Here is a 13,246-nt window from a genome sequence, read left to right on the forward strand (position 1 = left end):
CACTGGTATTTAATATGTAAACATGAATTTATTAGTAATATTCACTTAATAAAAACAGTTAAATCCTTGAATTCGAAGGTTTTAACTGTTTTTATTTGGAAAATTCTATTAATTGTAAACTCCATATTTTTCATATATTATTCTAATATATTACCTGAATTTTCATCTAAAGTTATTCCTTTCTTTGGTCAAATTTAACTTAGATGTGATTCAAAAAACACCGAGGAGCTGACACATGAAAAAGAATTTCAAAAGTATGATATCGCTTACAATTGCCAGCGCATTGTTAACGACCACAATCTTGAGTCCCGATGTCATCGCATTATCCAATGAAAACAAAAGTACTGATACTGGAGGGTCTTTAATCGCACCAGACGAACCAAAAAGAATTGAGGTTGCTACAGAGAGAGATGAATACTCGAAAACATACTTAAACAGTGATGGATCGTATACAACAGATATTTCACCGATTCCTATTCATTACTACGATGAGACCATAAAGAAATGGATGCCTATTAAGAATGAGCTTAAAAAAGAAGCGAACAAGATTGTTTCAGATGAACACCCATTAAGTGTTGACTTACAGAGCACTTTCTCCGCGACCAATCAACTACTACAGATCTCCGAAGATGAGTACGAAATCAACTTAAGCCCAGTCGAAGAAGAGTTATCTGCTACCGCCGAGGAAACACCTGCAGAGGTAGATCAAAATGAAGTGGTGTATCCGGAAATATTTGAAAACGCAGATCTAAAGTACACCCTTGGCAATGACCGTATTAAAGAAGAAATCATTTTGAAAGAGCGTCCAGCAAACTTAGATAATCCAGTAATCTACAGTTTCTCACTAGATCTCGGTAATCTGACCTATAAAGAGCAAGAGAACGGTTCCATTCTGCTGGTAGATAAAGAGTCAGGGGAAACTCAATATTATATTGAAGCTCCTATGATGTTTGATTCATTCCGGCCTGATGGATATAAAGAAGTATCGGGAGTAAACAGCATTCCAGAGGAAGCAATATCCTATGATATTCATTATGATGTCCGCTCCGAAAATAATCAGCTTTACTTGGATCTTGTTCCAAATCAAGAATGGTTGCTTGATCAGGAGCGTGAATATCCTGTAACTCTGGACCCAACAATCGTAAAGTTCCAGCCTCAATATGCTGTAACTGATACGAACATTAGAAGCGAGTTCCCTAAACAAACCGCTCCAACGGAAACTACCCTTGGTGTAGGTCTTTATAAAAGTTCAACTCAAAACAATGTCATTCGATCCTTGTTGAAATTTAATGTAAGTTCTATACCTCAGGGCGTGGATATCATAACCGCAGATTTAAACTTATGGTTAGCTGCTGTGTCCAATGATACTAATATGAATGTTTCATTACATGCCATAAATACTCCTTGGACGGAGTACTCTGCATCTTGGATGTATGCCGATGCAGGCAAGCTTTGGTCGACACAAGGAGGAGATTTTAACGCTTCTCAAGTTACTACCGTTCCTGTGGGGGCGTTAACACCGCTTGACGTCAATTACAAATGGTCGTTAACACCTTACATGGTTGAGAAATGGATCAATCAGCCTGACTCCAATATCGGTTTTCTATTAAAGAGTACGTCAGAAACAACGAATACGTATAAAAAATTCATATCTGGTGATGACACGGTTAACACAGAATATACTCCACTTTTAAGTGTTACCTATACTTCGGCTAGTCGACTGGGTTTAGAAGACTACTGGACCTTCGATAGCGTAGCTTTAAATTCCGGAGTAAATTATACAAATTTAGGGACAGGAAATAATATTCTTGAATACAACGACTTTTCTCTAACTGGAAGAGGAGATGTTAAGCTCGAATTTACAAGGACGTATAATTCCAAATCGAAAGAAGCATCTCCATTTGGATATGGATGGTCAAACAGCGGGTCAGAGACCCTGATTGATGCTCATAAAACAGGTAGGGTCTTTTATACAGAAGCCGATGGCACTACACATTATTTTGAGTACGATTCTAGCAAAGGAACATATAGTTCACCGCCTGGGAAGTATTTGAATCTTAGTCAACAAAGAAATGATCAAGGTGCTGTCACGGGATATGTTATAACAGATAAATATGGCTATCGAACCTACTTTGAGGCACTAGAGAGTGATTCGGAAGTAAGTATCATAAAAGCTCGAATCAGTTATGAAGAAGATTTAAATGATAACCGATTAACTTATAATTATGATGATCAAGGAAGATTAAGAAGTATTGTTGATCCTTCAGGAAGGATTTTGGAATTTACTTATAATGCTCAGGGTATGGTGGATTCTGCTATTGTCGAAGGAGAAATTACAAAATATTCATACGATTCAAACAAGCGTTTGGAGAACGTGGATTATTATGAAACTATCGATACATTTGAAAGAACCAATTTCCAGTACAATGACAAAGGACTAATTTGGAAAGTTACTGATCCAAATGGCGGAATTTCAGAATTCACCTATGTTGGTGAGGATGTAATTGAAACGGTTAAGGAACCTTACAAGGATTCAACAAGTGTAACAACCTATGCTATTGATACAAAAAATCACAAAGCAATTGTTACAGATTCTAAAGGGAATATAGAAAATTATTTTCTTAATGCAGAGTATGCAGTGAAATCAATAACTGATGCTAAAGGACAAACAACTTCTACTACGTATGATGAGAATCTTAATCCTCTTTTGAAAACGGATGCCAAAGGGAATGTACATGAACTGCAGTATGATGAGAAAGGCAATGTCCTAAAAGAAATTGATGGAGCAGGAAATGTAAAATCCTATACCTACAATAATCTTGGACGTGTTCTCACAGAGACCGATGAGAGAGGAAACAGAATAACTAACATCTATTACCCCAATGGAAGAGATTTAAAATCGGTAACTGATGCTAAGAATCAAGTTACTTCTTATAACTATGACGATTATGGAAATTTAATTGAATCTATACTACCTGATGGTACCAAAGAAACTTATGAATATGATGCAGCAAATAATTACATTGAAAAATCTATCGATCCAAAGGGAAATACGACAGTTGAAATAACAGATTCAGTAGGAAACATCATAAACAAAACTGATGGCGAAGGAAATGCCACACAATTTAAATACAATAAACTCAACCAATTGACGAAAGTAATAGAGCCTGACGGAAGCACCACTTCCTACGATTATGATGATCTAGGGAATATAAACAAAGCAACGTATCCCAATGGAGAAACAAGGGACTATAAATACAACAAATCTGGAAACTTAGAAAATACAACTGATTCACTTGGTAACCAATATCAATATGATTACGATACAAACGGAAACCTTACTAAAATAATTACACCAAACAGAGATACAATCGTTCACGAGTATAATGAATTGAATTTACTTGTTCATACAAGAGTGAATAACGAACTCCTCTTCTCCTACCATTATGATGTAAATCTTAATCTCGAGACTGTGAATGGAAATAAGGTCTACAACTATGATCAAAATAATGCAATCTCAAATATTAAGGATAGAGGTTCTGATATTCAAATTGGATATTACGAGAATGGCCTTCTTAAATCACTGGAGTATTCAAACGGAGCTGCTGAAACAAAAATTGAATACGGTTTAGACAATGTTGATCAGTTAACCGAGTTGAAAGTTAATGGACAAGTAATTGCTACTTATGAATATAACAAAGCTGGTTATGAGGTAGCGGGAACAAGAGGTAACAAGACTACAGCAAAAATCGATTATGATTTGTCAAAAAATGTTACTTTGCATCGTAATTTAAAGTCAGATGACTCCATCATCAGTGAGTACCAATACAGCTATGATAAAAACAACCGAATTGTAGGAATTAATTCTCCTAGAGGGGAGATTGTTTATACTTATGATAATAAGGACCAGCTTATTCAGGAAGAGCTTGCAGATGGGACATTTATCAAGTATGACTACGATAAAGTTGGTAATCGTACTTTAAAAGAAATTCATAAAGGAACAGAAATTGAAAGTATAGTATCTTTGTTTAACAGCGCAAACCAATTAAATACTGTGAATAATAAGAAATATAATTATGATAGTAATGGTAATCTTATTGAGAATGAAGAATATCAATATGTTTATAATAAGTTAGACCAACTTATTGAAGTAAAAAGTAAGGAAAGCAATACCACCATCTTTAAGGCTAGTTACAATGAAGATGGTAAACGAATTCGTACAGAGAACAGTCAAGGTGTCCGCAATTATTATTATAATGGTGACGATCTTGTTCAATACGAGACAGACGATCAAGGAAATGTCATTATTGAATATTTCTATGATTCAAATAAAAAGTTAGTTGGGTTTAATTTTGATGAGGCAAGATACTATTACCATTCAGATGGGCAAGGAAATATTGTAAATATTACGGATTCAAATGAGAACATTGTTGCTAGCTACGAATACGATGCTTGGGGGAATGTACTTAGTTCAGAAGGAGATTTAGCGAATATTAATCCTTACCGTTACAAAGAGTATCGATATGATTCAGAACTAAAATTATATTATTTAAATGCTAGATATTATGACGCAAATACAGCTACATTTCTTGCAAAAGATCCTATGCCAGGCTCAGCTTTTGAACCAACTACACAAAATGGATACAACTACGTAGGTAATAACCCGGTCAAATTTGTTGATCCTTCCGGAGAACTTAGGTGGATATTTAAATTAGGCCAGTGGATATATAAAGCAATTAAATCATCTGGCAAAAAAACTCCCAAAGCTGTTAAGGGGTGTAACTGTTTTGTAGCAGGTACCAAGGTTCTTACAGAAAACGGAGAGAAGAATATTGAAGACATTGAAGTCGGTGATAAGGTCCTCGCTAAAGACGAATACAATGCAGAAGGAGATTTGGCCTACAAGGAAGTAACAGGTCTATACCAAAACCAGCGTGACGATATCATTAAATTGCACGTTGGAAAACAAATCATAGAAACAACAGACAACCATCCATTTTGGGTTGAAGACAAAGGCTGGATTTTTGCAGATGAACTTCAAGTAGGAGACAAACTACAAAAAGCAGATGGAAGCAACCTTGTAATAGATAAAGTAGAATTTTTGAAACTTGGAAAACCAGTTACCGTATACAACTTTACGGTTGCTGATTACCATACGTATTATGTAACGGATCTTGGAATCTGGGTCCATAACACTAAATGTGGGCTTGATATTAAAAAATTGGATGATAAATATTTAAAAAAACAAAAAATTGATGCACATGACCTGAAGCGGGAATTTTTAGGTAGAAAAGCTAAGATAGCAGAATATGATCTCTATTCAAATAAGAAAACTGGTGAAATAATGATCTTTAGAAAAGGAGGAAAAGGAGAAGGTATACGAACAGGACACTATATCGACTAACTATTTATATATGGAGCTGAAGTGTTAAAATGAACGATATAACAACTGTTATGGCTGAGTTCGCAATTATAGGTGAAAATTTTACTAAGCAGAATATAACTAACCAACTGCAAATTGAACCAACAGAATTTTACTCCAAAGGTGACAAAATAAAAAACAGAGACCTTTATAGAAAAGAAACTGCATGGAGTCTAGCTACGGAATATGAGGAGTCCTTGGATATCAATTTACAATTAAATAAGCTAATATCTATTCTGAATGACAAAAAGGAAGAATTACTCAAGTTAAAAAGGACTTATAACTTGTTTTATAAATTTTTTATTGTTATTAAAATTGAAGAAAACGAGACTCCAGCAATATATCTAGATACGACCACAATTTCTTTCGCCAATGATTTAGGAATTGAATTTGACTTTGACCTTTATATCTTTTAAATCCGATAATTTGTCAAAAGCTACCCTTAAATGGGTAGCTTTTTTCAATTCAAGTTTATTTTTATATGTTAGAAGGGAACCCCCTATATTTTACATTGATAAAAGAACTAATGTTCGCATATAATACAAACAAACGTTCTTAATGTGGGGTGGATAGTAATGTTGAGTATTGGGCTGAATTCAGACGATATCAAAATTGTTAAGGATTATGCTTTATTGCCGATACTACTCGATGTACTGGAGAAGGACTGGGAGCTCCTTTGTCGGTCCGATATCAAAACCTTGGAATTGACTCGAGTGATGATTGAACGGTTACAAAATGCGGCAATGAGTGATTTGACCTCAGCTCGAAAGCTAATGCGAGAAAAGAATTTAAAGGTGTATGAGTATCGTAAGACCAATCATGGCGTTGAATTGCAGTATGTAAGCAAGGGATACCATAGAAAGTTGTCTATGCTTTGGGGGCTGATTGAAGCAGAAATTGAGCAACGTTCATACAACTACCTTGGGTTTGAGAGAGAGCAATTATGAAGACGAAAGAGCGAGTCATTATGTTAGCTGACTGTCAGTCGTTCTATGCCAGTGTTGAAAAGGCAGAGCATCCGGAGTACAAAAATCGGCCGCTCGTTGTAGCCGGTGATCCTGAAAGACGTTCAGGAATCGTATTGGCTGCTTGTCCCATTGCCAAATCTAAAGGAATAACTACTGCTGAAAGACTAGGGGAGGCACTGGCTAAGTGTCCGGACCTTGTGGTCGTTAAACCACGCATGCAGCAATATATTGATGTCTCAATGAAAATCACCGAAATCTACAAGTCTTATACTGATTTGGTGGAGCCGTACAGTATCGATGAACAGTTCTTAGATGTCAGCGGGAGCCTGCACCTATTTGATTGCACACCTGAAGAATTGGCCCGTTTAATACAAAATCATGTCCAAGAAGCAACAGGAGTGTACACCCGATTTGGAATATCCAATACTAAAATACTTGCAAAGACCGCGTGTGATAATTATGCGAAAAAGAATGCTGCAGGAGTCTACACTTTAACCAAAGAGATGCTACCAGAGACGTTATGGAAGCGACCTGTCAGCGACATGTTTATGGTAGGGAGCCGAATGAAACGGCATCTTACAGTAATGGGACTTACTACGATCGGAAGTGTCGCTCAAACGCCATTATCCAGGCTTAAGGATATGATGCGTCGTAAGTTCGGAAAAAATTCTGACATTCAGGCAGAGATGTACTGGAGAATAGCCAACGGGATCGATGATAGTCCAGTGCGCCCTGGCACTCACCAAGATGCACCTAAATCAGTCGGCCATATGATGACCCTGCCCAGAGACTACGGAACCATTGATGAAATTAAGGTTGTTCTGCTGGAGTTGACGGAGCTAGTCTGCCAACGCTGCCGTACACTTGGGTTAATGGGGAACGTAGTGTCAGTAGGATGCTTAGGCGCTGATTTTGACCGGCCTACAGGCTTTTCTAGGCAACTTAAAATGGAAGACCCGACGAATATAACCAATCAAGTTTACCAATGGGCCTGCAAGCTGTTAGATCAATTTTGGGATGGCTTCCCGATTCGTAGGGTGGGTATCAGTTTGTCTCAGCTTTCACCTGATAATGAATACCAAGTATCCATGTTTGACTCCGGTCGTGAGAAATCTATGGCTCTTGAACGAGTTACTGATGCTCTAAAGCAGAAGTACGGGGATACAGTTGTCATGCGCGCTGTTTCCAAAACGGCAGCGGGCCAAGCGGTCGACCGATCTGATAAAATAGGAGGTCACTTCAAATGACAACTCGAAAAAAACTCGAAGGTAACGGATTATGGGAGTCAAGTCGAATGATGCTCCCGGAGCATAAAGAGGTAATAATACGGCAGCAGGTTGAAGAAAACAAAAAAACAAAACCAATTCTAGATTCCCAAGAGGTAGAGCTCATCCAACTCGCACTTGCAGAGTCTCTTCATCAACATCGGCGTATAAATTTGCAATTATATGATGAATATAAAGACATACATCTGAGCGGGTTCGTTGTTTTGATAAATGCTTACAAAAGGGAATTTAAATTTGTCACTAATCGAGATGAATGGCATTGGGTAAGTGTTCAGGACATCGTTTCAGTTAGCTCATAATCTAATGAGAATTTTTTTAAAGATTGCTAAATAACTAACTAGCAATCTTTTTTATTTTTTATGCATATCTTTTTCATCCACTCAATAATGTTGTAGGAGTATAATATCGTTTTTCTTACTTGTAGTGCTTCTTTCGTTTTTTTAATTGTATTTATTTGTTCTCAAAATATGAGATAGGGTCTCTCAACATCTGATCCAAACTCTCTCAAATCTTCAGAGAGGGCCTCTCAGTTATTGACTAGCGAATAGGCCTTTCAAAATTTGAAAGGCAGCTTCTCGAAAATTGAGAGGCGAGATTTATTAGTTAAACCGCCTCTCAAAAATTGAGAGACGACGCTTTTCAAATTTTTATACCCCGCTACTCAAATTTTGAGAGGCGGCTTCTAAAAATTTGATAGTCGGCATTTCAGATTTTGAGAAGCGGACAATTACATAAAAAAACAGACCATGAGGTCTGTTTTACTAATCTAACTGTACACAATCAAAGTGTATCTCGCTGATATCGCAGGCAAAAGGCAAGACAATTTGTAAAATCGTATCTTTATACCGTTCTCTTAGCCAATCCCTTGTAAAGGGGACTGGAGAGTATACTGTAAGCACTTGTCCTCGCTTAATAGCAAAAGTATTTTTAAACCAAGTATCGAAAGAAGGACGGGAAAGAGTTGTACTTATTCCACTTAATACTTGATCCCATAACTTTGTGTCTTCATCGGTACGCTCTTGTTCGAGTAAGCTTATCTTGTTGAGTGTTTCCTTTTCCAATTGCAGCACTGATTTTTCTTTACGTACTACAGTGCCATGTTTAACAACATCATCATAAATCTCTAAGTAGTCAACGGCTGGGTTCAGGTTGAGAAATTGATCAAAATTCGCAACAATCCCCTGCATGTACTTATCGTGATCAAGTTTTAATTCAGTCGGAAGCTGCTCATAGAGCTCCTGGGGCAGGAAAGGGACCTGCTTACGAACCTTATAGAGGGGACTTTCCTCCATATTATTCATGTCTGCATTCTGAACATTGAAGACAAGTACGAAACCATATCGCTCAAGAGTGCCTAAAAACTTTTTAATCGTATTCCGACTCTTGTTCATTTTCAAGCTAATTAGTTTGAGATCTGGCCAGCAGTAATCTTTATCCCCATAGCAGTAGCGTTTCAAATGAGCGTATAGAGCCACACCCTCAGCACCGAGAAAATGACTCCAATAGTCAAAGATATAATTGCTCAGAATAGTAACGTGACCATCTACATAGGGAATAGGCTGCCCGTGCTTGTCTAAGCTGAACTTACGCACATTATCTTCTGTAATATAGATTTTCTCTAATTCTTTTTCGGTGTAGATTTGTTCAACACCGTCGACTTTTCTCACTTTAGGTGTCTCTGTACCCGTTGGCCTATACCGATAATACATTAACTTATGTTGTGTACCTTTTAGATTCTTGTTGATCATAAGAATACTCCTCTAACGCCCTATGAACAAAGCAGGTGACCTTCACAGAGTTTTGAGACTATGCTAAAATAGCCATAATCTAATTAATGTGAATGAAGTCCTTACTTCCTCACATTTACTGTCTTATGCTTGGCGGCCGCGGACAGCAAATGTTGACTAGAATGAGGGCTTTATTTTTTATGTAACAGTTATTGAATTCATTCTAATATATATATTAATATATTACCTTCAAAGTTCTACATATTTCCACTCCTTATTTTGTGACAGAAAAAGAAATTAAGAAGAATTGAAAAAAGCTATGTCGCATACTGTTTGTTTATTAATATTGTTTTGTTATTTAAAATGATTAACAAATTGATTGCTTGTTTACAGGTCTATGAATCTATTGAATTGACGGGCTTTCTAGCACTTTGCTGTCACAAGATAAGGAGTTAACAGTCACAACTTGGGGAGTATAGATGTCACAGTTAGAGGAGTAAAGTATCACATTTGTAGGAGTGAGCCGTCACAATAAAAGGAGTAGAGGTGTCACAATTAGAGGAGTAGATATAGTAAAACTTCACCCAATTCGTTACCGATTATATATATACGAATGATTTCTTCTCTGATCTTGGTCTAGGTTGTTTCAAAGTGATACTGATATAAAATTTACTCCTTTTATTGTGACAGTAAGGGTTGATTACTCCTAATTTTGTGACACTTGTGATTGGATACTCCCTACACTGTGACAGCTAGGAAATGATAATTATGAAAACAACTCCTTTATTTGTGACAGACAAAGGCCGATTCCTGCAAATTTGATGGCATACGTAAAGAAAGTCACCAGGTAATGTGTTTTACTCCTAAGTTTGTGACAGAAAGTAAATACTACTCCTTAAAATGTGATAGTTTGCTTTATTTACTCCTTTATTTGTGACAGCTAAGCGTATATGATTCAAAAAACTCCTCGTTATGTGACAGAAAACTAGAAAGAGACTCCTCATTATGTGATAATTACGTTCTAGAAAGCATAAAAGCACTCTATTATAAGAAAGAAAATTCAACTCTTTAGCAATGTTCGGTTAAAAAACTCCTCTTTTTGTGACAGAAGTTCAGTTACTGAAGGAAGTTATTTACTTTTATCTGTCACATATAAAGGAGTGGAAAATCAGTAACCGGTTATTTATAGTAATTTTAAAGGGAGGGTTAAGAGAAATGAAAGCAGAGCAGTTAGAATTCGACCTAGAACCAACATCTATTTCACCCGAGTACATCGTTACGAAATCAAATGCATTGATCGAAATGCCTCTTAACCTGGACCTGCAGGAATCACGAGTAATCTATACACTTATATCCTTGATTCAACCAGACGATGAGGATTTTAAAACTCATTTTGTTAAAGTGAAAGAATTTGCTGATATTCTAGATCTGCAGGAAAAGAACTTCTATAAGAAAATAAGAGAAGTTGTAACTGGGCTGCAGCGAAAAACACTCGTTATCCGTGAAAATAATGGGGAATCAGAGCTAGTGGTAAACTGGCTTTCCGCGTCTCGTTATCACCATCGGAAAGGTGTAGTTGAATTAGAGTTCTCGCCTCAGTTGAAGCCTTACCTACTGAAGCTTAAGAAGGACTTTACCCGATATAAATTAGCTAACGTTCTGGTCCTTAGAAGTAAATACTCGATTCGGATGTATGAACTGCTGAAACGTTATCTCAATTTTGGAAAGAGAAGGTTCACACTTGAGCAGCTTCGTAACTTACTCGAGATTGAACCAGGCAAATTAACGCATTATGGACACCTAAAGCAGCGGGTACTTTTAAAAACACAAGAGGAGCTGGCTGAGAAGACCGATATTTCTTTTGATTTTGAGGAGACAAAAGTCGGACATAAGGTAGTCGCAATTACTTGTTACATAAAACAAAATCACCGTAAAAAGTTGCTGCAAAAGGATCCTGATTTATTTGAAGAAGGTGTCACAGCGATATCTTTATTGACTCGCTTCGGTGTAAGAAAGTCTGTTGCTGAAGACTTACTTAAAACATTTGGCGAAAAGAGAGTCAAAGCCAATATTCAGTATGTTTATGAGACTAAACAAGAGGCGAGCATTGACAATATAAGCGGTTATATGGTTAAAGCAATCCGGGAGGATTTTGTGAATAACGGAGCAGGATATGAGGAGGAAGATCTTTATGATTTTGAGACATCGATTCCTCATTTGAATGCCCGCTTGCGCCGGCTGATTGAAAATCATCAGGAAAAGATGGATCAGGCGAAAAAGTCTGAAGAGAAAAAAATGCGTAGTGACATGACTCAAGCGGTTGTTGATGAAATTCACAGAACACTTGAAATACGCAGGAGCCGAAATCTTCGGCCACTTGATCCGGAGGATTTTGAGCAGAAGTATGTACGAGAGCTGTATGAATACTTATTGGAGCACCCCTATGTATGATTGGGGTGCTTTTTCTTTCGATTATTGCTTACAAAACCATGGATATCATTGATAATCTTGTCCTTAGCCTTGAGCCAAAGCTGAAGAGTGTTCCTTTCGTATCCATTGTCTTCGCAGTACTGTCTAAATTCCTTTTCTATCACAAATTGAGGAGTCACACTGGTAATATTCCTGAAGGGATCCAGGAAGCCACGAATCAGCAGGTATTCTTCAGGTCTCAGTCCGTTTATTACTTGTCCAAAGTTTTCAGTCTCAATAAGTTTTGATAAATACGGCACCGGCTGCCGGATTGATCCAATTCGAGTTTGAACATAATCAAGTGCAACAATAAAAGCATATTCTCCTTTTTGCAGCCACTTGGAATAGAGGTCCGGAGTAAGCTTGGCATCAATGAACTTTGTGAAAAGCTTGGCTTGATCCAAAAAGTAGTCCTGGTTGATATCCAGGTGAGCATGCGAGATGGAACGGGATAGTTGGATTTGCAAACTATTTATTCGATTTCCTGATTTTTGCTCGATGAAATTTATCGACAAGCCAAGGAGAGATTTAATTTCTTCAGAAGCTGGCACCAGTATCCTTGCTTTAAAGTTAGCATAGCGTGGGTATTGATCATGTACATCTAACATCTCTCTTAATTCTTCGATAGTAACAATATCACCGTTCCACACGCTGTCACGAACAAGAGTATACAATTTGATAGTAAAAGTACTTTTGGCTTTCAGCAGTAAGTTTATTTCATCGGTATTAAACATTTTGGCGAGTCTAAGAAACAGAATTTCTATGGCAGCATGCATCTTGAAGCTAATTACTTGGGATCTGCTAGGAATCTCGATATTTTCAATCAACCTTTTCTCGAATTCTAGAGACCGCTCTTGCACTAAGATTTCGGTTTCGGCCAGTTGGATAAAAGTCGATTTTAACTCTGTATATTTAATATTTTTATGGTTCATTCTCTCAGATAAATCGGAAAGTCTGATGACATATTGATGCAATGGAGAAATGTTCCAACGAATCAAGTCTGTAAGCCAAAGTAGAATCTTGATTTCAGTGAGGGTAAGTTTCTTTAATCGATTATTTGAGAACTTTTCAAAAAACATATACATATTCACCACCTCACTGGCTATTATATCTAAACCTCAAACATTTTGATACTCGACCAGTAACTACATATTTGCGTCTTCCTGCCATAAATCTATGTAATATCCAGAAACTAATAAATGGTATATTTTATGTATTGATAAATGTTATGTATATGTATTAATATTCTACTGCTTGCCATATATTACTCACTGAGTAATATGTTTCATAGTAAATTATATTTAATAAAGGTTATGAATTAGCACAACATAAACACGATAAATATGGTAGGAAAAGATAAGTTTGGAGGTTTTT

8 protein-coding genes are annotated in these 13,246 nt (G+C 36.9%); 6 read left to right on the forward strand and 2 right to left on the reverse strand.

Annotated features, from left to right (window positions below; all coding sequences use genetic code 11):
• Positions 1–235 precede the first annotated feature (235 nt).
• From PUW25_RS26810 to PUW25_RS26830, 5 genes are all read left to right on the forward strand, one after another.
• A complete protein-coding gene (locus PUW25_RS26810) occupies positions 236–5,404 on the forward strand; it encodes a polymorphic toxin-type HINT domain-containing protein (RefSeq protein ID WP_205055025.1) in 5,169 nt (1,722 codons plus the stop codon).
• 29 nt (positions 5,405–5,433) lie between these two features.
• A complete protein-coding gene (locus tag PUW25_RS26815; protein ID WP_205055026.1) occupies positions 5,434–5,838 on the forward strand; it encodes a DUF4279 domain-containing protein in 405 nt (134 codons plus the stop codon).
• Positions 5,839–5,997: 159 nt separating this feature from the next.
• Positions 5,998–6,369 carry a YhjD family protein gene (locus PUW25_RS26820; protein ID WP_205055027.1) on the forward strand — a complete coding sequence of 124 codons (372 nt, stop codon included), beginning with the start codon at positions 5,998–6,000 and terminating at the stop codon, positions 6,367–6,369.
• Positions 6,366–7,637 carry a DNA polymerase IV gene (locus PUW25_RS26825; protein ID WP_205055028.1) on the forward strand — a complete coding sequence of 424 codons (1,272 nt, stop codon included), beginning with the start codon at positions 6,366–6,368 and terminating at the stop codon, positions 7,635–7,637. Before PUW25_RS26820 ends, PUW25_RS26825 begins: the two co-directional genes overlap by 4 nt.
• Complete coding sequence (locus PUW25_RS26830; RefSeq protein WP_090727313.1) at positions 7,634–7,975, forward strand: YolD-like family protein; 342 nt, start codon at positions 7,634–7,636, stop codon at positions 7,973–7,975. The genes PUW25_RS26825 and PUW25_RS26830 overlap by 4 nt, the downstream gene beginning before the upstream one ends.
• Before the next feature lie 462 nt (positions 7,976–8,437).
• On the opposite strand, the gene PUW25_RS26835 is transcribed toward PUW25_RS26830, so the two are convergent.
• Positions 8,438–9,424 (reverse strand): DnaA N-terminal domain-containing protein, encoded by a 987-nt coding sequence (locus PUW25_RS26835; RefSeq protein ID WP_274338796.1) that lies wholly within the window; start codon positions 9,422–9,424, stop codon positions 8,438–8,440.
• Between the two features lie 1,194 nt (positions 9,425–10,618).
• Here PUW25_RS26835 and PUW25_RS26840 point away from each other — a divergent pair.
• On the forward strand, positions 10,619–11,854 hold the full coding sequence (locus PUW25_RS26840; RefSeq protein ID WP_205055072.1) for a replication initiation protein: 1,236 nt from the start codon (positions 10,619–10,621) through the stop codon (positions 11,852–11,854).
• Here PUW25_RS26840 and PUW25_RS26845 read toward each other — a convergent pair.
• Complete coding sequence (locus PUW25_RS26845) at positions 11,845–12,951, reverse strand: replication initiation protein (RefSeq protein ID WP_205055030.1); 1,107 nt, start codon at positions 12,949–12,951, stop codon at positions 11,845–11,847. The two genes, PUW25_RS26840 and PUW25_RS26845, sit on opposite strands and share 10 nt — an antisense overlap.
• Positions 12,952–13,246: the final 295 nt, after the last annotated feature.

Origin of the sequence: Paenibacillus urinalis (genome assembly GCF_028747985.1) — a bacterium.
Lineage (GTDB): Bacteria > Bacillota > Bacilli > Paenibacillales > Paenibacillaceae > Paenibacillus > Paenibacillus urinalis.

Excerpts from the sequence above, each read along its gene's own strand:
- PUW25_RS26840 (WP_205055072.1), top strand. The coding sequence starts at position 10,619 with ATGAAAGCAGAGCAGTTAGAATTCGACCTAGAACCAACATCTATTTCA.
- PUW25_RS26825 (WP_205055028.1), top strand. The coding sequence starts at position 6,366 with ATGAAGACGAAAGAGCGAGTCATTATGTTAGCTGACTGTCAGTCGTTC.
- PUW25_RS26820 (WP_205055027.1), top strand. The coding sequence starts at position 5,998 with ATGTTGAGTATTGGGCTGAATTCAGACGATATCAAAATTGTTAAGGAT.
- PUW25_RS26835 (WP_274338796.1), bottom strand. The coding sequence starts at position 9,424 with ATGATCAACAAGAATCTAAAAGGTACACAACATAAGTTAATGTATTAT.
- PUW25_RS26845 (WP_205055030.1), bottom strand. The coding sequence starts at position 12,951 with ATGTTTTTTGAAAAGTTCTCAAATAATCGATTAAAGAAACTTACCCTC.
- PUW25_RS26810 (WP_205055025.1), top strand. The coding sequence starts at position 236 with ATGAAAAAGAATTTCAAAAGTATGATATCGCTTACAATTGCCAGCGCA.
- PUW25_RS26830 (WP_090727313.1), top strand. The coding sequence starts at position 7,634 with ATGACAACTCGAAAAAAACTCGAAGGTAACGGATTATGGGAGTCAAGT.
- PUW25_RS26815 (WP_205055026.1), top strand. The coding sequence starts at position 5,434 with ATGAACGATATAACAACTGTTATGGCTGAGTTCGCAATTATAGGTGAA.